Source organism: Pleomorphochaeta caudata, from assembly GCF_055395745.1.
This window is the reverse complement of sequence record NZ_AP042458.1, coordinates 3,153,900-3,178,884: the sequence shown is the minus strand read 5'-3', so window position 1 is coordinate 3,178,884 and position 24,985 is coordinate 3,153,900. Positions and strand designations below refer to the sequence as shown.

The 24,985-nt window shown below is 27.2% G+C and carries 19 protein-coding genes; 16 read left to right on the top strand and 3 right to left on the bottom strand.

The window, feature by feature from the left end; genetic code table 11:
• Positions 1-90: 90 nt before the first annotated feature.
• Both ACZ5RS_RS14505 and ACZ5RS_RS14500 read right to left on the bottom strand, forming a co-directional pair.
• Positions 91-963 carry a GNAT family N-acetyltransferase gene (locus ACZ5RS_RS14505; RefSeq protein ID WP_464636629.1) on the bottom strand — a complete coding sequence of 291 codons (873 nt, stop codon included), beginning with the start codon at positions 961-963 and terminating at the stop codon, positions 91-93.
• A 246-nt stretch (positions 964-1,209) separates the two neighbouring features.
• On the bottom strand, positions 1,210-1,782 hold the full coding sequence (locus ACZ5RS_RS14500; protein ID WP_464636628.1) for a MarR family winged helix-turn-helix transcriptional regulator: 573 nt from the start codon (positions 1,780-1,782) through the stop codon (positions 1,210-1,212).
• A gap of 611 nt (positions 1,783-2,393) precedes the next feature.
• Here ACZ5RS_RS14500 and ACZ5RS_RS14495 point away from each other — a divergent pair.
• The 15 genes from ACZ5RS_RS14495 to ACZ5RS_RS14425 all read left to right on the top strand — a co-directional run bounded on the left by ACZ5RS_RS14495 (position 2,394) and on the right by ACZ5RS_RS14425 (position 21,587).
• A complete protein-coding gene (locus ACZ5RS_RS14495) occupies positions 2,394-4,370 on the top strand; it encodes an alpha/beta hydrolase (RefSeq protein ID WP_464636626.1) in 1,977 nt (658 codons plus the stop codon).
• A 200-nt stretch (positions 4,371-4,570) separates the two neighbouring features.
• Complete coding sequence (locus ACZ5RS_RS14490; protein ID WP_464636624.1) at positions 4,571-6,433, top strand: alpha/beta hydrolase family protein; 1,863 nt, start codon at positions 4,571-4,573, stop codon at positions 6,431-6,433.
• Between the two features lie 301 nt (positions 6,434-6,734).
• Positions 6,735-7,073, top strand: coding sequence for a hypothetical protein (locus tag ACZ5RS_RS14485; protein WP_464636623.1), 339 nt, complete (start codon positions 6,735-6,737; stop codon positions 7,071-7,073).
• Positions 7,063-7,443: a nucleotidyltransferase domain-containing protein gene (locus ACZ5RS_RS14480; protein WP_464636621.1), complete on the top strand. Its 381-nt coding sequence runs from the start codon at positions 7,063-7,065 to the stop codon at positions 7,441-7,443. Before ACZ5RS_RS14485 ends, ACZ5RS_RS14480 begins: the two co-directional genes overlap by 11 nt.
• Before the next feature lie 375 nt (positions 7,444-7,818).
• Positions 7,819-9,387, top strand: a complete 1,569-nt coding sequence (locus ACZ5RS_RS14475; protein ID WP_464636619.1) for a type I restriction-modification system subunit M — start codon at positions 7,819-7,821, stop codon at positions 9,385-9,387.
• Complete coding sequence (locus tag ACZ5RS_RS14470; RefSeq protein ID WP_464636618.1) at positions 9,387-10,592, top strand: restriction endonuclease subunit S; 1,206 nt, start codon at positions 9,387-9,389, stop codon at positions 10,590-10,592. The genes ACZ5RS_RS14475 and ACZ5RS_RS14470 overlap by 1 nt, the downstream gene beginning before the upstream one ends.
• Positions 10,589-13,642, top strand: a complete 3,054-nt coding sequence (locus ACZ5RS_RS14465; protein WP_464636616.1) for a type I restriction endonuclease subunit R — start codon at positions 10,589-10,591, stop codon at positions 13,640-13,642. The genes ACZ5RS_RS14470 and ACZ5RS_RS14465 overlap by 4 nt, the downstream gene beginning before the upstream one ends.
• Positions 13,643-13,710: 68 nt before the next feature.
• Positions 13,711-14,925: an RES domain-containing protein gene (locus ACZ5RS_RS14460; RefSeq protein WP_464636614.1), complete on the top strand. Its 1,215-nt coding sequence runs from the start codon at positions 13,711-13,713 to the stop codon at positions 14,923-14,925.
• A gap of 137 nt (positions 14,926-15,062) precedes the next feature.
• On the top strand, positions 15,063-15,860 hold the full coding sequence (locus ACZ5RS_RS14455; protein WP_464636613.1) for a hypothetical protein: 798 nt from the start codon (positions 15,063-15,065) through the stop codon (positions 15,858-15,860).
• A gap of 256 nt (positions 15,861-16,116) precedes the next feature.
• Positions 16,117-18,462: a virulence-associated E family protein gene (locus ACZ5RS_RS14450; protein ID WP_464636611.1), complete on the top strand. Its 2,346-nt coding sequence runs from the start codon at positions 16,117-16,119 to the stop codon at positions 18,460-18,462.
• Positions 18,456-18,737 carry a PDDEXK family nuclease gene (locus ACZ5RS_RS14445; protein WP_464636610.1) on the top strand — a complete coding sequence of 94 codons (282 nt, stop codon included), beginning with the start codon at positions 18,456-18,458 and terminating at the stop codon, positions 18,735-18,737. The genes ACZ5RS_RS14450 and ACZ5RS_RS14445 overlap by 7 nt, the downstream gene beginning before the upstream one ends.
• Positions 18,718-20,094 (top strand): SNF2-related protein, encoded by a 1,377-nt coding sequence (locus ACZ5RS_RS14440; RefSeq protein WP_464636608.1) that lies wholly within the window; start codon positions 18,718-18,720, stop codon positions 20,092-20,094. Before ACZ5RS_RS14445 ends, ACZ5RS_RS14440 begins: the two co-directional genes overlap by 20 nt.
• Positions 20,081-20,302, top strand: coding sequence for a hypothetical protein (locus ACZ5RS_RS14435; protein ID WP_464636606.1), 222 nt, complete (start codon positions 20,081-20,083; stop codon positions 20,300-20,302). Before ACZ5RS_RS14440 ends, ACZ5RS_RS14435 begins: the two co-directional genes overlap by 14 nt.
• Positions 20,292-20,693, top strand: coding sequence for a DUF1492 domain-containing protein (locus ACZ5RS_RS14430; protein WP_464624114.1), 402 nt, complete (start codon positions 20,292-20,294; stop codon positions 20,691-20,693). The genes ACZ5RS_RS14435 and ACZ5RS_RS14430 overlap by 11 nt, the downstream gene beginning before the upstream one ends.
• A 72-nt stretch (positions 20,694-20,765) precedes the next feature.
• Positions 20,766-21,587, top strand: coding sequence for a tetratricopeptide repeat protein (locus ACZ5RS_RS14425; RefSeq protein ID WP_464624113.1), 822 nt, complete (start codon positions 20,766-20,768; stop codon positions 21,585-21,587).
• A 114-nt stretch (positions 21,588-21,701) separates the two neighbouring features.
• Here ACZ5RS_RS14425 and ACZ5RS_RS14420 read toward each other — a convergent pair whose 3' ends face one another.
• Positions 21,702-22,682 (bottom strand): lamin tail domain-containing protein, encoded by a 981-nt coding sequence (locus tag ACZ5RS_RS14420; protein ID WP_464624112.1) that lies wholly within the window; start codon positions 22,680-22,682, stop codon positions 21,702-21,704.
• Between the two features lie 678 nt (positions 22,683-23,360).
• Between ACZ5RS_RS14420 and lnt the strand changes: the two genes are divergently transcribed.
• On the top strand, positions 23,361-24,977 hold the full coding sequence (lnt, locus tag ACZ5RS_RS14415; protein WP_464624111.1) for an apolipoprotein N-acyltransferase: 1,617 nt from the start codon (positions 23,361-23,363) through the stop codon (positions 24,975-24,977).
• Positions 24,978-24,985 lie beyond the last annotated feature (8 nt).

Genomic DNA, 24,985 nt, shown 5'->3' with positions numbered 1-24,985 from the left:
TTTTGTTTAGCCCTGGAAAATATTAGTTGGGAAAGCTTATTTTAGAATAGTAATTCAAGAAGTAATTAGATTTTTGGAATAAGTTATATGTTAATTATTTATTGTGGTGTATAACGCCAGTTTTAGTTGCATTTCAAATTGTTTTGCAAAAATTTCCCATTCATTATTGCATAAAATTGAAGATAGTAGTGAATTTGAATCGATATTAATAAATCTAAGCTTATCAGTTTTTGTCATAGATTTAGCAAAATATATTAGTGTCTTTATAATTTTTAAAGAGTTATCTTTTGCAGATATTTGTAATATTTGGCCAGTATTAGGATTTAAAACAATAAAACCTATTTTTTTATTTTGTTTACATAGTACTTTAATTACTAAAGAATCAAAAATATTAGATACTGCAAAAAATGAATTTTGCCATGAGGGTTCAAAAGGTAAAGAAAGTTTTGATAAAATTAATTCAAATTCATTTAATGTTGGAGTAAGTAGTGAATATAAATTTGTATTATAATCTTCAATTGATTCTATAGATTTTTGATAGCATAACAAATCTTTAGTTTTAAAAAAACCTTTTGAACTATATAGGTTGTATGCTTTAACATTCTCATTTAGCACTTCAAGAATAAAAGAGTTAGCTTTATTATATATAGAATCATTTATTGCTGTTTTAAGTAGTTTCGTTCCTATATGACGTCCTCTGTATGAAGGAATAACTCCGGTTGCTCCATTGTAATAAATGGGAGCATTCCCCTTAACCTGCTTTCCACACAAAATAAATCCAACAAGTTCACCGTTATCATTAAAAGCTCCAAATGAAGAATTAAGTTCAACCCCTTTTTGGATATTTTCAAATTTAAACTGCTTTTCAGTTACCTTTATAGGTAATTGATAATCACTAAATGCCTTTAAGAAGGTAGTGTGGATATCAAAACATGGTGTATTTTTGAGTGAAGTTATAAGCATAAAACCTCCTTTTTTCTATTTTGATGAAACTGTATTGTTTTTATTTGAATAACTAAATTTAGGTAGTTATTTAAAAGCAAAAATTTAAAATAATATTAGTAATTATAGTCTAAATCTTAGAAGCTCAATTTGAAAGTAAAGTTAATTTCTAGAAAATAAGTAATTATATGACAAATTGATACTTTAGTGTTTTGAGTGATAAAACCTATCAATTAAGCAATATTAAAGATAATAAATAATATAATATTAATTATTACTGTGTGATTTATGACTATTTGGTTTTTTTGTATTGATTTTAATTAATTTAATTTTAGAATTATTTTTTTTACCTTTAGCTTTCCTTATTTTATTTTTTTGTTCAAGCATACTCTCTGCGTTAAAATTTAATAATTCCTCAAATTTGTTTATATATTGTACTGGAATTTGATTTAAAATTTCAAATGTTTTATCAAATCGGATTTTTTGTAATTTTGTAGTATATTCATTATAAACTTCTCTGCCTAAATCAGTAGTTTTAATAATTATTTCTTTTTTATTAGTATTTGTGCAATATTTTTCTAGTAATCCCTTATTTTCCATGTTTTTAACATTTTTCGAAAATGCACTCGGAGAAATTCCTAATCGCTTTGCATTTTCTGCCATTTTTAGATTTTTTTCTTCATTTTCTAAAACATATTCAAGGACTTGGATTTGAGCAAGAGAGCATTTTACTTTTGTATCATGGAACCCTTTTATATTATATACTTGAGCATACACATTTGTATATCGTATTAGGCTCTCGATTAAATTTCTATAATCACCCAGCCATTCTAATTTCATAAATCATTCCTTTAATTTGAAATTTTAAGCTTTTATTAAGATTCAAAATTTTCTATTTAATGTGAAATTGTTTGTATTAAATTATCATAACAGAGGAATGAATGCAAGGTATATTCCCTGTATTTTACGCCTATTCATCGTATTTGTATTGTATACATTATCCACAACATTATTAAAACTTATTAATTGGAATATTCACTACATATGAAATATATCTCTAAATTAGTTAGTCGTTGTTGGGAATTGTTTGTATTATGAAAAATATTAACTATCAAACATTAATTTTATAATAGAATTATAGTTAATTCATAAAATAGTTCTAAATATGTTTGATATTGATTTTATAATTCCATTACTTTCTATAATACACGGAAGAGGAGATTATAACCACATATTATATTTTGAGAAATTATAAAAATGTATTTAGCTATCTTTTTATTGACAAACCTTAAATTTATTATATGATGAAAGAAGACATTATTTTTATTGCCCAAGGAAATAAAAATAAAATGGTTATAATTATATTTAATCTATATAAAGTGTATTTATAAAATTAATTATATATAGTTTTTAATTTAAATACATGATTTATATAAAAAAGGGAGAGATTTATGGGGAAAAAGGGGTCTGTCTTTTTGGCGACTATTGTTGGCTTTGTTTTAGCGATTGTTGGGTTATCAATGTCGCAACTTATTAAAACAGATTTTGGAAATGTAAATATCACAGAGGTAGCTTTAATTTCTACTTCTGGATATAAACAATCTATGGAAGTGTATACTCCAAAAAATATTACTTTAGATAATCCAGGACCAGCTATTGTAATTCAACATGGTGGAAATAATAATAAAGAGGAAATGGAGCTTTATGCTATTGAATTATCAAGAAGGGGGTATGTAGTTATAACAAATGATATGTATAATATGGGAAATTCAGAAGTCTTGCCGGATTCTTTGTGGTTAAGTTCAGGAAGAGGATTATATGATGCCGTAAAATATGCAAGAACTTTACCTTTCGTTGATTCTAATAATATAAGCACTTTAGGCTATTCTAGAGGGGGGATTGCTTCTAGTGAATGTGTTAAGTTAGATCAAGAGAATCATTATATAAAAAATGTATTTATTATTCATGCTGATCCATACTATGCTAATGAAAATGGATACTTTAATTGGTATGGAGATCGTAATGTAGCTGTAGTAGCTGATCAATATGATGAATTCTTCTTTGTGTACAAAAATTTTGCAGGAGGCTATTCTAATGATGCAAATAAATATGCTTCAGTAAATGCAAGTTCTGTTAACTATATTGAAAGAGAAAGAGCTCAATCTTTTTTAAATTTTGGTCAAGATTCGATTAAAGAGAATTTGGAAAAAAGATTAGCAAATACTACATATTCAAAAGACTTCCCAACTGGAAGAACTGCTACTAGAACAATCTATGTTACTCCTGATACTCATATGACTGCTTGGTATTCAAGTGATGTTGTTGAAAGAGTTGTATCATTTTTCCAAGACTCTGTACCAACTAAAACAATAATTGCTAATGATGATTTTATATATCCTTTAGATAATTTTTTCTCTATCGTTGGTATGTTAGGATTATTAACATTAATGGTTTCTCTTGCGGTTCTTATTACCACTCAAATTAAGTTTTTTAAAGAAGCTGATATTATGAAACCTAAATTAAAAGAAGCTGGTGGAGCAAAAGGTGCTGTTTGGCTGTGGGGGTTAATGATTATAACTACAATTAGTATTTTTTTAATTATAAAAATTCTAAATAGTCAAGGGTTAAGCGCTTATCATGATAATATATTTCGTTCAGCGAATCCAATTTACCATGGATTAATTGGAATAATTGCGGGGACTTTTTCTCTTTATTTATCTTTAGGGTGGTATTTAATATATGGAAAGAAAAATAAATTTGATATATATACAACTGGTTTATTTATTAATAAAAAACAATTATGGAAAACTATTTTAATTGCTTTAATATCTATTTTTTCAATTTATTCTATTGTATTTATTGCTAACTATTTTTCAGGAACAAAGCTGTTATTTGCTTATTGGCATATAGTTCCATTTAGTGCTGTAAGAATACCTGGTATGCTAGCAGTATTGCCTTTGTTTATTATTTTCTATGTTGGAATTTCTGTTGTAGTAAATGTTTTTGATTACACAAAGGCATTGACAAGATATAAATTATTAAATCATATTCTTGTATCATTTTTGACTGCATTACCTCCATTAGTTGTAATTATATATTCATATGGGAAATATTATAAAACAGGTCAAAATCCAATGTTTGGAGGGTTAGCTTCCGCAGCAGTAGCTGTTTTACCGCTACCATTATTTATATTCTTTTCTGTTCTTATGATTAGAATTATTTATTCTGCTACAGGTAATATGTATTTGGGGGGCATTATTATTGGAATATTTGCTTCAATTATTGAATGGTCTGTTTGTGAAATTCGTATTCCTGAAATAGGTTCAAATTTACCATTTAGATTTGGAGTTTATTTGACTATATTTATTTGTGTTGCTCTTTTTGTTTTCTTTTATCTTTATTTATTTAAAAAGATAAAAAAAGATTAGCATGAATTTTTGTTTATGATTTTTTTCAGTATTGATTCAAAGTTGTAATTTGTTGATTTTAAATATTTAATAAAAATCTTTTTGTATAAATAGGGGAACTAGATATTATTAATTTTATAGTCAAAATAATATGTAAATTTACATAGCTTTGAATTGATGCTGTATTTAATAAGAATTTATTATTAGGAGGTATAATAAAAATGCAAAAAATAAAAAATAAATTTATTTTAATTATATCTATTGTACTATGTTTAATTAGTATGATTGGGGCTTCAATTATTCAAACTTCTTTTGGGAAAGTATCAGTCAAAGAATTGACATGGGAAACCAGTTCTGGACACTCAATGTCCGCACTATTATTTAAACCTAAAACTGCAACAAATGAAAATAAAGCACCAGCAATTGTTGTTAGTCATGGTTGGTATAATAATAAAGAAATGCAAGACCTAAATTATGTAGAATTGTCACGTAGAGGGTTTGTCGTTTTGTCAATTGATATGTATGGACATGGAGATTCTGATGCTGTAAAAGCTTCTGAATGGAGAAAAAATGGTACAGGATTATATGATGGAGTAAAATTATTAGCAAATTTACCTTATGTTGATTCCAGTAATATAGGTGTAACTGGTCATTCCAACGGTGCCAGAGCTAGCAACTGGGCGGTTTTAGACGATGAGGCAAGTGGAAATCACTTAATCAAATCAGTTCTATTAGTGTCTAACGATGGAATGTATACTTCTAATGAAAATGAACCTCTATTTTGGTCTATGCAACCACCAACTGAGAATAGAAGTTATGTTAATAGATATGGTGATAGAAGCGTTGGAATTGTGGCCGATCAATATGATGAGTTTTTCTTTCGCCATTTAAATGAAGATGGGACAGTCGTTCCACCTCGAGATTATATTGGAACAAGTGCGGCACAATCTTTCCTAAATTTTGGAAATAATCCAGATGCAATTTTGCGTAATAGTGGGACTTTTTATAGTAAGAATATTGGTGGAGAAGAGTCTATAAGAGTAATATATACTCCGTCAATTCCACATGCTTGGAGTGCTTTTTCTCCTACGGTTGTAAAAGATACTATCAATTTTTTTGACAAGACTTTAGGTTCTCCTAATTTTATAAAATCTTCAAATCAAATATGGATAATAAAAGTATTTTTTAATGCAATTGGATTAATTGGATTTATGATGTTTATTATTTCATTTACGAAAGAATTGATAAAAATCCCATATTTTAGTGTTTTAAAATCTAATGATAATGTTGTAATTCGGAAGCCTCTTAAAGGGAAAAGTAAAAATTGGTTTTGGATTTCTCTATTTGTTATAGCTTTTATATCTTTCTGGTCTTATTTTCACATACAAGGATGGCAAGAACAACTTGGTATAAAACAACCAACTTGGTTACCACAACCTTCAACTTGGTTTATAGGGTCATGGTCAGCCTTTATGGGGCTAATAATTATAGTTTCGTTAATTCTTTTCTATTATTTAATTGGTAAATATGAAGGTATGGATTTAAAGGAACGTGGAATTTTATTAAGTAAAGACCAATGGGTTAAAACTGTCATATTATCAATAATTGTAGTATTTACTTCTTTTATGATAGTATTTATATCCGATTATTTTTTTAAAACGGATTTTAGATTATGGTTGTTATATATTAAAGCTTTTGATTCAAATAAAATATGGATAGCTTTAAAATATTTACCATTATTTTTATTATTTTATGTTCCAAACTCAATTGCAATTAATCTTTTTAATTATAATGGTAAAAAAGAATGGGCAAATACGGCAATCCTTGCTTTGTTTAATGGATTAAGTGTTATTCTTGTAGTAATTATAAATTATTTAATTTTCTTTACAACGGGAGAACAATCTATGTTAGGAGGTGTAAGTATATTAGGGATTTGGGCAATTCCTGTTTCTTTTATTTTGCCTTTAGCTGCAATTGGAAGTCGTAAGATTTATAGGGTTACAAAAAATCCTTATCTACCTTCAATAATTATATCATTGATTATAGCATTAATGAGTTCTTCAAATTCTTTAACAATAATATAATTAAAATTAAATGATAGTTTAAATTTATGTTATATAAATAACTTATCTGTTTTTTTTCTAAAATATTGGGTGGTGAGTAATTGCCACTCAGTTATTAATCAATAAATTAAAGTATCTTTGAAAAAACTTTAGTTTGTTTTAAATTGTTCTTCTGAGCTAGTAAAACAGATATTATATAGAATTTACGCATAACTTACTATTTCTCAATTATCAACCTAAACGTAATCTTTATGTTGTAGAAAATTAAAAGGAGATTATAATTTGGCTTCAAAATATATATGCAATTGATTTGTGTTTTGATATGATACGTACTATGTCATATATTGCTGGTGAAAATTTTTCTGAAACAATGCAGCAGGCTTTTAGTTATTTATATAATTATGCAATAATTGTAGAATCTTTTGATCAAGATCTTAATTTTTATGATAATTATTTATCAAAAATAAAGGAATTAGAAGATTTAATCTATAATTATTTAAATGAAGAGACTCATGAAAATTGGATGGTAATAAAATATAATGCTGATTTTACATCTATATTAAAGTTTCTTAAAAATGAAAAAACTAAACTTCAAAAGATTTATAAAAGTGATAATGATGCTGTTTATTTTATTCTAAAGGCAAAACTTGATGATATGTAATAATGAAGTTAAAATATTAATTGATGAACTAATAAGTAACCTGAAAAAAAATAGAAATATTGAAGAAATTAGATTATTTGGAAGTCAATGTAACAATTATAATCCAAAATCAGATATTGATGTTCTTATAATTTTAAAGAATGAGAAAAAAGGTGAAATTTTATATAAAAGTATTTCACAATTGATTGATAAATATAAAATTTTAATCCACCCTGTTATTTTTACAAAAAAAGAATTTGAATTTAGGAAGAATATGCCTTCTTTTGATGAATATTTTTTTACACAATCCCGTATCCTTTATAAACGAAATCAAAATACACTTTTCGAAAATATATTTAATTTTTTTCATTATAAGAAATTTAATAAATAGGATTTTTATACACCCTAGAGCTACTTAAACGTGTAATTGTATTAGAATTGTTGTACCAAGGCATTAAACTACATTTCAAAATACAAGTTAAAAAAGATATTAATTCTTTATCTACAAAGAGTTAGTGTCTTAATTTTTTTTAAATGTCAAAATCAAAAAATGCCCAATTAAACTATCGTGTAATTATATACAAAGGTTCACCCACTTTTATTGATAACGTGTATAGTTTAGGTATAACGTGTATTGTTTAAATTTGATAGCTTTTAATTTTTAAATAAACTTTTTATTTCTTAAATCTAATTCTTTTATTTTTTATTTATTATAACCTTTTTTTGTGTTAAACTTGATAACATTGATACTAGGAGACAAACAAAAATGAGCAACAATAATAAGCAACAAGAAAGAGCAGAACTTCATAAGACTATATGGGGAATAGCTAATGATCTTAGAGGTAGTATTGATGGATGGGATTTTAAACAATATGTACTAGGCATGTTATTCTATAGATATATATCTGAAAATCTAACTAATTATATAAATAAAGATGAAAGAGAATATGGTAATTTAGATTTTGATTATAAAGAATTAAGTGATGAAGAAGCTGAAACAATTAGAGATGATATTGTAAAAACTAAAGGTTTCTTTATATTACCTAGTGAATTATTTGTTAATATTAAAAAGAATGCTAAAAATGATGATAACTTAAATGAAACCTTACAAAAAGTATTTATCAATATAGAAAACTCAACTAAAGGCTCTGATAGTGAAAGTGACTTTAAAGGCTTATTTGATGATTTAGATGTTAATAGTAAGAAACTTGGTGATACTGTTATTAAGAGAAATGAAAAACTTGTTAAATTGCTTAATGGAATAGATTCCATGAAAGCAGGGGACTATCAAGATAATAGTATTGATGCTTTTGGTGATGCTTATGAATATCTTATGGGTATGTATGCTTCTAATGCTGGAAAAAGTGGAGGTGAGTATTATACTCCACAAGAAGTATCAGAGTTATTAACTAAAATTACTCTTGTTGGAAAAACTGAAGTAAATAAAGTATATGATCCAGCATGTGGTTCAGGATCTCTTTTATTAAACTTTGCTAAAATACTTGGAAAAGAAAAAGTAAGAAAAGGATTCTTTGGACAAGAAATTAATCCAACAACATATAACCTTTGTAGAATTAATATGTTTCTTCATGATATTGATTATGATAAATTCGATATCGCTTGTGATGATACTTTAACTACTCCTCACCATTGGGATGAAGAACCTTTTGAGGCTATAGTATCAAATCCACCTTATTCTATTAATTGGGAAGGTGATGATAATCCAATATTAATAAATGATGCTAGGTTCTCTCCAGCTGGTGTATTAGCTCCAAAGTCAAAAGCAGACCTTGCTTTTATAATGCATAGTTTATCTTGGTTGGCTACAAATGGAACAGCTGCTATAGTATGTTTCCCTGGTATTCTATATAGAGGTGGCGCAGAACAGAAGATTAGAAAATATTTAATTGATAATAACTTTGTTGATTGTATTATCCAGTTACCAACAAACCTATTCTTTGGAACAAGTATAGCTACTTGTATAATGGTTCTTAAGAAATCAAAGAAAGATAATAAGACATTATTTATTGATGCATCTAATGAATTTTCTAAAGCTACCAACAATAATAAATTAGAAGAAATTAATATTGAAAATATTCTTAAATATTTTCAAGACAGAGAAAACAAAGATTATATCTCTCAATTAGTAGACAATGAAGAAATTGCAAAACAAGATTATACCTTATCAGTATCATCCTATGTAGAAAAAGAAGATACTAGAGAAAAAGTAGATATCACAGAACTAAACAAAGAAATTAAGAGAATAGTTGCTCATGAAGCAGAACTTAGAGATTCTATTGATTCTATAGTTGCTGAAATAGAAGGAGACTTCTAATGAGTAAGCTAGATGAATTGATTAATGAGTTATGTCCTGATGGGGTGGAATATCTTACCTTGGGTGAAATATGCAGTATTGAAAATATTGGCGTTGATAAAAAAATAATTGATAATCAGCAAAAAGTTATGTTATTGAATTATATGGATGTTTATAAAAATCAATATATCAATAAAAGTATATTGTCAATGGAAGTAACTGCTCCAAATTATAAAATAGAAAAATGTAATCTTTCTATAGGAGATATTTTTGTTACTCCAACTTCGGAAACAATTGATGATATTGGACATGCCGCAGTTATTACAGAAGATATTCCTAATGCTGTATACAGTTATCATATAATGAGAATACGCTTATTTAAATTTAATATAATTACTTCTTATTTTTTAAGATATTTGTTTGAAACACAATTAATCCAAAAGCAAATTGTTAAATTAGCTACTGGATTAACTCGGTTCGGTATTACAAAAAATAAATGGAATAAAATTAAAATTCCCATGCCCCCTCTTCCAATCCAAGAAGAAATAGTTCGTATATTAGACACCTTCACAGAGCTAACAGCAGAGCTAACAGCAGAGCTAACAGCCCGCAAAAAACAATATGAATATTATCGTGATAAGTTATTAACTTTTGATGATAGTGTGAAATGGAAAGAGTTAGGGACTCTTTTAGTTAGAACAAAAGGGACAAAAATAACTGCACAAAAAATGAAGCAATTGCATAAAGAAAAAGGGGAAGTTCGTATTTTTGCAGGTGGAAAAACTATTGTAGATGTTAATTTTAATGATATACCTTCAAAAGATATTAATTATGCCACTTCTATTATAGTTAAATCTAGGGGTATTATTGACTTTGAATATTATACAAAACCTTTTAGCCATAAAAATGAATTTTGGTCATATCATTGCGAAAATAAGAAAATAAATTTAAAATTCGTTTATTATTATCTCATTAAAAATAAAAAACATTTTCAACATATTGCAAATAATATGCAAATGCCACAAATATCAACGCCAATAACAGAGAAATTTAAAATCCCAGTCCCCCCTCTAGCAGAACAAGAGAGAATAGTAAAAATACTAGATAAGTTCGATACTTTAACAAATGATATTTCTAAAGGATTACCCGCAGAAATAGAAGCAAGACAAAAACAATATGAATATTATAGAGATAAGTTACTCACCTTTAAGGAGAAAAAAGCATGAGGGGCTATAATCAAATAATCAACACAGATGATTTTACAGTAGTATCTGAATATGTATCAGATAAGAGAAAATCCGATAATTATCAAAGTGAAGCTGCTCTTGAAAAAGCATTTATTAAAATGCTTGAAGAGCAAGGCTATGATTATTTGAATATAACAAAAGAAGAACAATTAATAATAAACTTAAGAAAACAACTAGAGTTATTAAATAAGTATACCTTTAGTGATAAAGAATGGAATAACTTCTTTAATGAATGCCTTGCTAATAAAAAAGATGATATAGAAGATAAAACAAAGAAAATTCAAACTGATTATATCCAACTTCTTCAAAAAGATGATGGCTTAACTAAAAATATAAAGATTATAGATACTGAAAATATCCATAATAATAGATTACAAGTTATTAACCAGTATGAAGAAGAAAATGGAAATCATAAAACTAGATATGATGTAACAATACTAGTTAATGGATTACCACTAGTACATGTAGAGTTAAAAAGACGTGGAGTTGCAATAAAAGAAGCCTTTAATCAAATAGATAGATACCAAAGAGATAGCTTTTGGGCATCTTCAGGTTTATTCCAATATGTTCAAATATTTGTAATATCAAATGGAACTCATACTAAATATTATTCTAATACTACAAGATTTAGCCATATAAAAGAAAATAATAGTAGAAGTAAAAATACAAAGAATAAAACAAGCAATAGCTTTGAATTTACTTCCTATTGGGCAGATAGTAAAAATCATATAATAAGTGATCTAGTTGATTTCACTAAAACCTTTTTATCAAAACATACAATACTTAATATTTTAACTAAGTTCTGTGTATTTACAACAGAGAACCTATTATTGGTTATGAGACCCTATCAAATATGTGCAACAGAGCAAATCTTAAATAAAATAGAAATAGCAACAAACTATAAAAAGATGGGAAGTATAGATGCAGGTGGTTATATCTGGCATACCACAGGTTCTGGTAAAACCCTTACTTCTTTTAAAACAGCACAATTAGCCATGAAATTAGATTATATTGATAAAGTACTTTTTGTAGTTGATAGAAAAGACTTAGATTATCAAACAATGAAAGAGTATGATAAGTTTGAAAAAGGCTGTGCTAATAGTAATAATTCAACAAAAGTATTAACAGAACAATTAAGTAATCCTAATGCTAAAATTATTATTACAACAATTCAAAAATTAGATAACTTTATAAAACAAAATAAGAAACATGAAGTTTATAAAAAACATGTAGTTATGATATTTGATGAATGTCATAGAAGCCAGTTTGGTGATATGCATACATCAATTACTAAAAACTTTAAGAAATATCATATCTTTGGTTTTACAGGAACTCCAATCTTTGTAAAGAATGCACCAACTGGTAATAAAACACTAATTAAAACAACACCACAAGCCTTTGGAACAAAATTACATACTTATACAATAGTTAATGCTATAAACGATGAAAACGTATTACCCTTTAGAATTGACTATATAAACACCATTAAAGAAAAAGATGATATTAATGATAGTGATGTTGAATCAATAAATAGAGAAGCAGCATTAGAAAATCCAAAGAGAGTCTCATTAATAGTTGATTATATAATTAATCATTTTGACCAAAAAACTAAAAGAGCTAGTTATTATAAACTAAAAGATAAAAGAGTATTTGGCTTTAATTCAATTCTAACAGTATCTTCAATCCCAATGGCAATGAGATATTATGAAGAATTTAAGAAACAAACAAAAGAAAAAAATAAACCATTAAAGTTTTGTACAATCTTTAGCTATAGTGCAAATGAAGAAGAATCAGCAAATAATCTGTTACCTGATGAAGATCTAGATGCTTCCTCCCTTGATAAAACATCAAGAGATTTTTTAGATTATGCAATAGATGATTATAATAAAACATTTAAAACAAACTACAGTACTGATTCAAATAAATTCCAAAACTATTATAAAGATGTATCAAAAAGAGTAAAAGAAAAAGATATAGATTTACTAATAGTAGTTAATATGTTTTTAACAGGATTTGATGCAACTACCCTTAATACACTATGGGTAGATAAGAATCTAAAACAGCATGGATTAATACAAGCTTTCTCTAGAACAAATAGAATTTTAAATTCAGTTAAAACATATGGTAATATAGTTTGCTTTAGAAATCTACAAGATGCTACAAGAGATGCAATTGCATTATTTGGAGATGGTGATGCTGAAAGCATAGTTCTTCTTAGAAGTTTTAATGATTATCTAAATGGATATGATAAAGATGGAAAACATATCTTTGGTTATATTGAATTAGTAGAACAATTAAAGAATAAATTCCCAATTGAAGAAGAAATAATTGGAGAAACAAAACAAAAAGAATTTGTCTCTCTATTTGGTACATTATTGAAACTTAGAAATATATTAACATCATTTGATGAATTTAATGGCCCAGAGATAATATCAGATAGATTACTTCAAGATTATCAAAGTAATTATATAGATATATATGAAAAGTTTAAAAAAGAGAAAAAAGCTGAAAAAGCAGATATCAATGATGATATAGTATTTGAACTAGAACTTGTAAAACAAGAAGAGATAAACATTGATTATATATTAAGACTTGTAAAAGAATATCATGATTCAAATTGTAAGAACTCTGAAATCTTAGTAGATATCCAAAAAGCTATTAAATCAAGTATAGAACTTAGAAGTAAAAAAGAACTAATAGAAAGCTTTATAGCATCAATTAATGCAACAGGTGATAAAAAAGATATCTATGATCTAGGTTGGGATGAATATGCTAAAAGTGTTAAAGAGCAAGAAGTTGAATATATAATTAATAAAGAGAAATTAAAGCCTAAAGAAACAGTTAAATTTGTTGATAATGCACTAAGAGATGGATATTTAAAAACAACAGGAACAGATATTGATAAGCTACTCCCACCAATGTCTAGATTCTCAAAAGGTCCAAATAATAGACTTCAAAAGAAGACAACAGTAATAGAAGAGTTAAAGCAGTTAATTGATAAATTTAAAGGGTTGAATTGTTTTGAGTAAAAATAATCTAACAAATAAATTTTTAATAAGGCGTGTTAAAAAGAAGTAAAATTGTAAGTGGAGATAAAATGAGAATCAATAATGAAAAAACAAAAATAAAAGATTATGATAAACCGGATAATAATATATCAAAAATTATCGATCAGATGAATGATTTATATAAAAATCCGAATTATAACAAGATTTTATTAGAAGTTCAAAAAACGCATAATCAATTAGAGAAAGCTAATTTAATTCCTAAATCTCTTAGAGATCAATTAATGGAATTAAGTACTACTGTTTTTTCAGTTATGGAAAAGAACAGATTTGATGACTTAAATTTTATTTCAAAAGAAATATATAATAAATCTACTATTCCATTAATTACTGATAAGTTAAATTATGATATCTGCAAAGATATTAGCTTATATACTGCAAATATTTCTGAAACTGTAGCAAAATTAAATGATTTACCTAGTTTAAAAATTCCAGAATTTCTACGAATTCCGGATTCAAAAATAAAAGAATTATATTATGATGAATCTTTAGTAAATAAAGTAACTTATGATACTGATTATAGTAATGAATCAGTAGTAAGGATACTTGATACTTCTGGTAATGAGAGAAAATTAGAAGAACAAAAAGATTATAAAACTTTAAGAAGTTTTTTACCTAAAATTACTAATGAGGATTGTTCTAATTTTTTTGAATTTTTAGTTAACTTCCCAATGTTAGGTGTTAAACATAAAGTAGGTGAAATGATATTTAGTGAATTAGAAACTAACTATGAAAAATATTGTATTACAATTGAATCCGATACAACATTTTATAGGTGTAGAACTGTAGAAAAATCTTGTTTTAAATTACTCCCTCAAGAAATGTTTAATCCTCCTTTTGATAAAACTAATGAAAATAGATTTAGTAATAAAGGTGTAAACCATTTATACCTAACTAGTTCAAGTAAAATTGCTAAAGCTGAGATTGGTTATACAATGGGAAAGGTAAAAAATATTAATACAATTCAAATAAAAAATAATGATAGTTTTAATTTAATAAATTTAGATAAAGATATGGGTGCCACTTTTGCTTATTGTTTATTCCCTTGTTCTGACTTTACTATTGGAACCCATGCATATTTGATTCCTAATTTTATTTCACAGTGTTTATATTTTATAAAAAAACACGATAGAAGAAATATCGATGGAATTAGATACCCAAGTGTAAAGGGTGATGGTAAAGAATATTGTTATGTTCTTTTTAATAAACATTATGATGATTTTAATAACTGTAAATTTGTCAAATAACAGAAAACGGATTTAATTTGATAAATCTAGAATGATAAAATTAGCTTATTTTATTGCATTAATTCTTATTCACTTATTGTAAATGTGTTAATAATTTTTTTTGGAATTATGAATAAAAGAAGGTTGTAAATAATAATATGAATAAAAATGAAAATCATAAACTTTTTTATAAGTACTCTTTAAAATATCTTTATGATATATTGCCTAAAGATATTGAAAGAGAAGATTTAGAAAAATACTTTGTGGGTGATAAAAAAGATTTTAGTTGTCTTGAAGATATTTTTGAACAATTAATCAATTCAGCTCAAAATTATCAAAGAATGCCTAATGTTATTAAATTTGAACAGAAGAGAGATTTCTTTAAAAAACTATTATTTGATTTTAATTTTAGAAAAATTTCAGAATCTACTTTTGATGACATTTATGAAACTTTTAAAGAAAATTTTGAAATAAAAAACTCAGAAAAGAAAAATAATTGTTGGCACAAATGGACTAAATCAATAATTGATTCATCAAAGTTTATTAATGACTTTTCTGATTTAGATGATTTCTTAAAATTTATAAGTATGTTTAAATATAATCTTCAAACTAAAATAGCTTTACCTCTTCTAATTTCAAAGAAAATAAGTGGAATTGGTTTTGCACTAGCTTGTGATTTTTTAAAAGAGCTAGGATTTACAGATTACTCAAAACCAGATGTTCATATTGTAGAAGTTCTTACTTCATTACAATTTTCTGAAAAAGATGACATTCAAATATTTGAAGAAATTGTGAGAATATCTAATGATTGTAAAGAAATAGATAATACAATGACTCCATACAAAGTTGATAAAATAATATGGTTAATTTGCTCAGGTAAATTTTACTTAGATGATTTAACTATAAAACCTCATAAACAAGAATATATCGATTTCTTAAAACAAAAATTAAACTAATATTGTTAAATATCCATCTAGGGAGGGGTACGCTTTTTTGATGATAGATAGAAGGAGGAACAACTCTTTCTACTATTATTTACTGAGGTCTTGTTGAAAGAGATTTTAGTACCCCCAATTGGAAATAGTTTTATAGTTAGTTATGCTAATTGTGTATAGTTAATAAATCAAAACTTTTAAGAGGGGTACGCTTTCTCGGTAATAAATAGAGGGCTAAAGTAATTTTGTCCTTAAATTATTAACCAAGGAGTGTGTTATGCGTAATTTACCCATAGCCTACGGTAATAGTTGTTTTGCAAAGAAATGGTCTAATGAGACTATTAGTTTTGAAGAACTTTGTAAAAAATTAAAAACAACTATTAGAACAACTGAAACTCAAGAAGAGTATCCAAATCTACCTAAAAGAGAAAAAGATATAATAAAAAATAAAGGTGGATTTGTTGGTGGATTATTAAAAGATAATAGAAGGAAAAGAGAAAACATAGTTAGTAGATCTATGCTAGCTCTTGATGTAGATAATGCATCAGTTGAGTTAATATCTAACTTTGAAAATCTTTGTGAGTATAGAGCTGCACTTTATACAACCCACTCACATCACCCTATATCACCTAGATGTAGAATAATTATACCATTAACCCGAGATGTGACTCCTGACGAGTATATAGCCATTTCTAGATACTATACACGGAAGTTAGGAATAGATATGTTTGATGAATGTTCCTATAGACCTCATCAATTAATGTATTGGCCAACAACTCCATCTAATGGGGAATTCATATTTAAAGAAGTTAATAAGGAATGGTTAAATCCTGATTTGTTTTTAGCTTCTTATCCTAATTGGAGAGATTGTACTCTTCTTCCAACTTCTAGTAGAGAAAGCTCTGTTTATAAACCATCAAGTAAAAAGCAAGAAGATCCGTTAGAGAAGAAAGGAATAGTGGGAGCTTTTTGTAGAGCCTATGGAATTGAAGAAGCAATAGCTAAGTTTATTCCGGAGGTTTATGAACCTTCAATTGTAGAAGGTAGATATGATTATATTCCAGCTGATTCCAGTGCTGGTGTTATTATTTATGATAATAAGTTTTCCTTCTCTCATCATGCAAGTGATTCAGCTTGTAATAAACTATTAAATGCATTTGATTTAATTAGAATTCATAAATTTGGACATTTAGACAATGATATTGATAATTTAAATACAAAAAGTCCTTCTTTTGTTGAAATGAATAGCTTTGCAATTAATGATGAAAAAGTTAAAAAAATAATTACAAAAGAAAAAATAGAAGATGCGGGCCTTGAATTTGATGATAGCGATGATTGGTATAAAAATCTTGAAATAAATAAAAGTGGTAAAATTTTAGAAACCTTAGATAATTTTGTTTTAATATTGAGAAATGATAAAAAACTAATAAATATTAAATTTAATATTTTGAGTAATTCAATTGAGGTCGTAGGGAATGTACCCTGGGAGCAGAAAAAAACTGGTTGGAGTGACACTCACTTTTCTCATCTCAAAGTATATCTATCAAAAGTCTATAATATTTATTCACCAATTAAACTAAAAGATGCATTAATCGCAGTAGCAGATGAAAGGGCTTTTCATCCAGTTAAAAATTATTTTGTTAACTTACCCAAGTGGGATGGCATTGAGAGAATAGAAACTTTATTTATCGATTATCTTGGAGCGGATGATTCACTTTATACAAGAGCCGTAGCAAAGAAAACCTTAATAGCTGCAGTTGCAAGAGTTTTTGAACCAGGAATTAAATTTGATAGTGTTCCAATTTTAAATGGACCACAGGGGATTGGTAAATCAACGTTATTTGCAAAACTAGGTGGTAAGTGGTTTTCAGATAGTTTAACGCTAACTGATATGAAAGATAAATCTGGACCTGAGAAATTACAAGGATATTGGATTTTAGAACTCGGTGAATTAGCTGGTATGAGAAAAGTTGATATTGAAAGTGTTAAATCTTTTATTTCCCGTAATGATGATAAGTATCGACCAAGCTATGGCGTTAATGTAGAAAGCCATCTTAGACAATGTATTATTGTTGGAACTACTAATGCACAAGATGGCTTTTTAAGAGATATAACAGGAAATAGAAGATTTTGGCCTATAACAGTAACAGGAGATTGCATAAAGAAACCCTGGCATTTAAACAATGATATTATTGCACAAATTTGGGCAGAAGCTCTTATCTTTTATTTTATTGGAGAGAATTTATTTCTTGAAGGTGAAGTTGCTACTCTTGCTCAGTCTTATCAAGGTGATGCAATGGAAACTGATGAAAGAGAAGGTTTGATAAGAGCTTATCTTGATACACCAATTCCTGATAAATGGGATGAGTTTGATATTGGACAAAGAAGAGATTATTTAGCTGGTTTTAACAATGGGGGAGGCGTTCTTCGTGATAAAGTATGCAATCTTGAAATATGGAGTGAATGTTTAGGTAAAAAACCTTCAGATTTGAGAATGTCTGATTCCTATGCAATCGCAAGTATTATGAAAAAGATTGAGGGCTGGGAAAAAAGTGGTAGAACTAATTTTCCTATCTATGGTCGTCAAAGATTCTATAAAAGACTTCAACCTGCAAAATGTTAGAAAAAGATATTGAAAAACAATTAGTTAATGAAACTAAAAGAATGAGAGGTCAAGCTCTTAAGTTTACTAGTCCTGGCTTTGTTGGTGTGCCTGATAGATTGGTGCTTCTTCCAGGGGGTAAATTAGCCTTCGTTGAAGTTAAAAGAGAAGGTGAAAAACCAAGACCAATTCAAATCTCAAGACATAAATTATTAAGAAAATTAGGGTTTAAGGTTTATGTTCTTGATTCAAAAAAACAAATTAAGGAAATATTAAATGAAATATATACCTCATAAATATCAAGCTTATGCTATAGATTTTATAGAGCAAAATAACATTGCAGCTGTTCTACTTGAAATGGGTTTAGGCAAAACTGTGATTACTCTTACAGCCATAGATAATTTACTTTTTGATTATTTTTTAGTTCATAAAGTATTAATAATTGCTCCATTACGAGTAGCTAGAGATACCTGGCCAGCTGAAATAATAAAATGGGATCATATAAATGAAATATCCTATTCTATTGTTGTTGGAACTTTGGATGAAAGGCTTAATGCTTTAAATAAAAAAGCTGATTTGTATATAATAAATCGAGAAAATGTCAAATGGTTAATTAATGAAATAAAGTTTGATTATGACATGGTTGTAATTGATGAATTATCATCTTTTAAAAACCATCAAGCTAAAAGATTTAAGTCTCTAATGAAAGTAAGACCAAAAGTTGATAGGATTGTTGGTCTTACTGGAACTCCTGCTAGTAATGGTTTAATGGACCTGTGGGCTCAATTTAAATTATTAGATATGGGAAAGAGACTAGGCAAGTTTATAACTGCTTTTAGAAATGAGTATTTTGTACCTGATAAGAGGAATGGTCAAATAATATATAGTTATTCACTCAGAGAAGGGGCAGAAGAAAGAATCTATAAAGCAATTGATGATATTACAATATCAATGAAAGCTGAAGATTATCTAACAATGCCTGATTTAATTAATACAACCTTTCAAGTACATTTGAATTCTCAAGAAACAAAAATCTATAAAGATATGAAAAAGAAGTTATTGCTTGAGTTAAAAGATGTTGAAATAACTGCTGCTAATGCTGCAAGCCTTAGTGGTAAATTATCACAAATGGCAAGTGGTGCTATTTATGATGATGAAAAGAATATAATTAGTATTCATGATAGAAAACTTGATGCACTTGAAGATATTATAGAAGCAGCTAATGGGAATCCGATTTTAGTAGCATATTGGTTTCAACATGATCTAGAGAGAATAATATATAGATTATCTAAGCTTAAATTAAACTATTCAACTATTTATAAAGCAGAAGATATTGAAAAATGGAATAAAGGTGAGTTGCAAATTGGACTCATTCACCCAGCTTCAGCAGGTCATGGATTGAACCTTCAATTTGGTGGCTATAACCTAGTTTGGTTTTCTATTCCCTGGAGTTTAGAACTATATCAACAAACTAATGCAAGGCTGTATAGGCAAGGTCAAAAATCAAATATTGTAGTTATTCAACATATTGTTACCAAGGAAACAATAGATGAGAAGATATTAACTGCGCTGTCAAGTAAAGAGAAAGTTCAATCAGCACTAATTGATGCTGTAAAAGCTGATATAAAAGGAGTTCTAAATGAGAGCATATAGACTCCTTGTGGCAGCAATTACAGTTAGAGCTGTAGAGGATTATAAAAGGGCTTTAAGGCAGCTGGATAGCAATCCAGCTTATGAAGATGCAATTAAAACAAAGAAGGAGATAGAGGCCTTTTTTGAGAGTGATTGGTTTAAATTTTTATGTGAAATTAACGATGTAAGTAGAATATTAAAAAAGGAGAACATACTAAATGACAAATAAAGAATTTTTATCTAGAGCTTTTTATTTAGAGAGACAAATTAAATCAAAAGAAAATCAATTACAGTATTTAAGGGCTCATGCAATATATGTAACTCCATCCATTTCAGATATGCCTAATTGCAGTGCTACTGAGAAATCAAGAATGGAAAAAACTTTATTAAAGATAATGGAATTAGAAGATTATATAAATAAAGAGATAATAAAGCTTATAGGTTTAAAAAAAGAAATTGAGAGTGCTATTAAAGCTATTAATAATATTTCCTGTGAGACAATATTAGAGATGCGATATCTTGAATATTTGAGTTGGCAAGAAATAGCAATAAGACTTAATGTATCTCAAGATCATGTGTATTATTTACATAGAAAAGCTATTAGGTTGGTTAAAATATAATAAATATTCTAGTAGACAACTAATATTGAAATTAGTATACTTAAAAAAAATATTAAAGGAGTATAATAGTTTATGAAGAAAAAAAGTATACTACTACTATTATTAGTATTACTATTATGGGATATTGCTTGTTTTGCTTCAAGTAATGAAAAAGGTGATATGTATTATAAATATGGCTTAAATGAAAAAGCTAAAGAAGAATATATAGAAATTATATTTGAGTCTAATGAAAGTTTAAAACCTGAGGCTTATTATAAATTAGGAAATATTGCTTTTGAAGAAAATAAAATTGAAATAGCAATTGAAACTTGGAGTGCCCTACTTAAAAACTATCCAAATTCTAATTATTCAAAAATTGTAAAAGATAAATTGGAAATTTTAAAAGAAGTTGTAGGAAAAACTACTAAAGGTGTAGTAGATAATGCTGAAGCTGCAATATATTTAAAAAATGGAGATTTTTGGTCAGATGGTAAATCAGATACTTTTCATATTGATTCTAGTTGGATTGATAACGTAGATGCCTCTATTACTTGGTATGATCTTGTAATAACTAAATTCCCAAAAACTGTTGCTGCTGAAGAGGCTTATATTTCAAAATTAAAAACATTGTTGGGTTGGACAGAATCTGGAAGATATGGTTCATCTTATGGCCTTGAGAAAAATTTTGAGAAATATATTCCTTTGGTTTTATCAACATTTTATTCTTTTGAAAAAGAATTTCCAAATTCATCTACTTTACAAGCTTTTAGGTTTCAGATAGCTCAATCTTATTGGAAAGATAAGCAATGGGATAATACTAGAAAGTGGTTGAATATTATTATAAAAGAAGCCGGAGATAAAGATTTATTTTATAAAGATTTGGCTGAAAGAAGATTGCAAAAAGTAGAATATTAACCACAATAAATAAAAAAAATTATAGCTATCTATTTTAGGGCTATAATTTTTTTATTTAACATATTTATTAAGGAAAATTAAACGGTAGAAATCTTTTTTGATTCTATGTTTTTCTTATGGCCAAATATCAACATCAGCTCCGGAGCCATCTTTTAAATATAATATCTCTCCAGTGTCGTTAATTCCAAAGCCTAGAGTTGAATGATTTAGAAATAAAGTTTCTCCGGCTTTGATAATTGTACCATTGCTAAAATTATGTGATGTTGGGTTGTTTTTATTACCTAAAGTCCAATCACTTATATCAATATCAACTGAATCATAATTCTTGAGTGTTACTGACTCATTTTCAGTTGGGTTTTTTACAACACTATATATTCTAATATCACCTGTTGTAGGATAGCCTGATGAACCTCCTGTTGCAGTAAATCCTGTGGTTTTAATCCAGTTACCAGATAAATCATCATCGCCTAGGTTTGTGATAAATTTAGCTGATATAGGCCTATGGTCTGACACTTCTAGGCTTGCTTGCTCATCATCATTAGAAAATAACAATTCATCAAATTTGTACATTTCATAAAAAGAATTATACTCTCTGCTCCAAGTACCAGAGTTAATCCAAAAATTATCGTAGCTACTAGTATCAGTTATTGTTGTTTTTAATGTAGGTTGTATTAGATTGTGGTAGGTTCCCATATCCCAGCTATAATCATCTGCTGGCATGTTAAAGTCCCCTAGTAATATAATATCAGACTCACCACCATTTGCTGCATCTACTAAAGCAATTATATCATCCATCTTCATTATTTCTGCTCTTCTGTCAGTTATACTATCCCCATAAATAGAGTGAATAGTTGCTAATGTAAAATCAAAATCTGATGCTTTGAAATGAGCAATAAAGGGCTCTCTAATTAGTAAATCATCTGGATCATTAAATAGATAAGATATTCCTAGAGGTTGAATGATAGTTGAATCAAAAAAGTAAGTGTATTGTTCTTTTACACCTCTACCTGTTTTGTTTGAAATTATAGCATTCCATTCATCAGGTAATATGTTGAGTAATCTATTTATTACTTCAACATCTCTTACTTCTTGCACTGCAACTATATCATATCTATCTATCTATTATATTCGCAATTTTTTGTAGCTCTAAATCATCACGGCTATCATTAGATAAAATCCTAATATTCTAGCTTGCTAATTTGATTGATTCTGTAGGTTGTATATTATTTGGTATTGCATTAGTTATAGGGCAAGATACAAATAATAAAGATAGCACAATTAATATTGTAGCTTTTAGATGTTTCATAATATTACCTCAAAAGTTTAGTTGCCTATCTATTATATTATAAAATATGAAAGTTTTATACAATTGGCAATAGATTGGAATGGGCAAATAAAAAGCCTCACTGTTTGTGCGATAATTTTTGAAATAAGATTCCTAAAATATCTGAGTTGGAAAGAAATAAATTAAATTATTTATAATAAAAAAAGCTGTCCAAAAAATAAAAGAGTTGGATAATTACATTTTTATCAAAATATATTATTAACTGAAGTAGTAGGTTTTGTGGGTCATTTTCTACTCGATTGAGTTAAGAATTTTTACACATCATATTTTTAACGGGTTTAATTCATGCATAAAGTGTATTTATATGAATTTTTATTCATATAAATACACATATAAACTATTTACATTAAGCATCTTTAGTCATAATCATTATATCTGAAGGCAAAAATTCTATTTACAAATAAAATATTTTTATTAGGAGGTTGTATATGCAAAAAGTTAAGTCTATTTTGATAGATATTACTTTGACAATTATTTCTGCATTCTTTTATTCAATGGCCTTTCCCTCTTTTATAAGTGATAAAGGATATCCATTTTTAGCTTTTATTGCTTTAATACCACTATTGATTGCAATATATAAAACAAGCTTAAAATTTTCATTTCTAGTTGGATTTTTATTTGGGTTTATATTTTTAGCAATATTTAATTATTGGCTTTCAACTTTTCACAATTTGGCAATATTTATAGGCCCATCAATTAGAGCGATTCAATTGATGTTTTTTGTGCCAATTTTTAAATTGATATATACAGTTGAAAAAAAACATACTGTTTTAATTCAAGCAATATCTTACACTCTTTATACCTATATTATTCAACAAGGATTTTTAGGATATCCATATGGAAATTTATCGTCAGCTTTTGCATCCTATTTACCTATTGTTCAAATTACATCCATCACAGGACAATGGTTTTTATCTTTTTTCTTTATAATTCCTCAAATCTTTATTGCAGATTATATTGTAAGATATAGTAAAAAAAATAGTTTCTTTAAATTTCTTGATATTAAGAAAAAATTTATAATCTTATACTTTATTATTCTTATATCTATAAATATATTTGGTTATTATAGAATAAATTATTACAAAAATATTACTCCATCGTATTATAAAAAAATTGCAGCATTACAACATAATAATGATACTTGGAAAGGTGGATATCAGCAATACAAAAAAAATTTTGAAACGCTTAAAAAAATGACAATGGAAGCAATGGAATATAATCCTGATATGATTCTTTGGAGTGAAACAGCGTTTGTTCCATCAGTAAGTTGGCATACTAAATATCCAAACAATTTAGCAATTAGTAAATTGGTTGATGATTTTGTCGAATTTGGCAAATCTTTAGATGTTCCTCTTATAACAGGAAATCCAGAAGGTGTTTTGAAAGAAAATTATGATGAACCATTTAATGATGATGGATCTTGGAATAGAGATGATTATAATTCTATAATTCTATTTAACAATGATAAAATTGTTGATACTTATAGAAAACAACATTTAGTTCCATTTACTGAATACTTTCCCTATGAAAAACAATTTCCAAAAATTTATAATTTTTTAAAAGCAAATGATTTCAAATGGTGGCTTCCAGGGGATAAATCAAAAATATTTATATTCAATGATTTATATTTTTCTACATCTATCTGCTTTGAAGATGTTTTTGAAGATATAAGTAGAGAATTTGTAAAACAAGGTTCATCTTTATTATTAAATTTAACAAATGACAGTTGGTCTGGAGCTGTGAGTGCAGAAGTGCAACATTTAAATCTTGGAATTTTTAGATCAATTGAAAATGGAAGAAGTACAGTTCGCTCAACTAACAGTGGAATTACCTGTTTAATATTACCTACTGGAGAAGTTTTAAAACCGCTTCCTCCTTTTACTGAGTCATATATGATTTATGATGTTCCTATCTTTGAAGAAAAAGATTTTGGATTAACTTTTTACACAAAATACGGAAACTGGTTTGTTTATCTTTCTTTTACCCTTTTTATCATTTGGGGAATAATTAAAATAAGAAAGTTAAAAAAAACTCTTGACAATTGAATATCTAT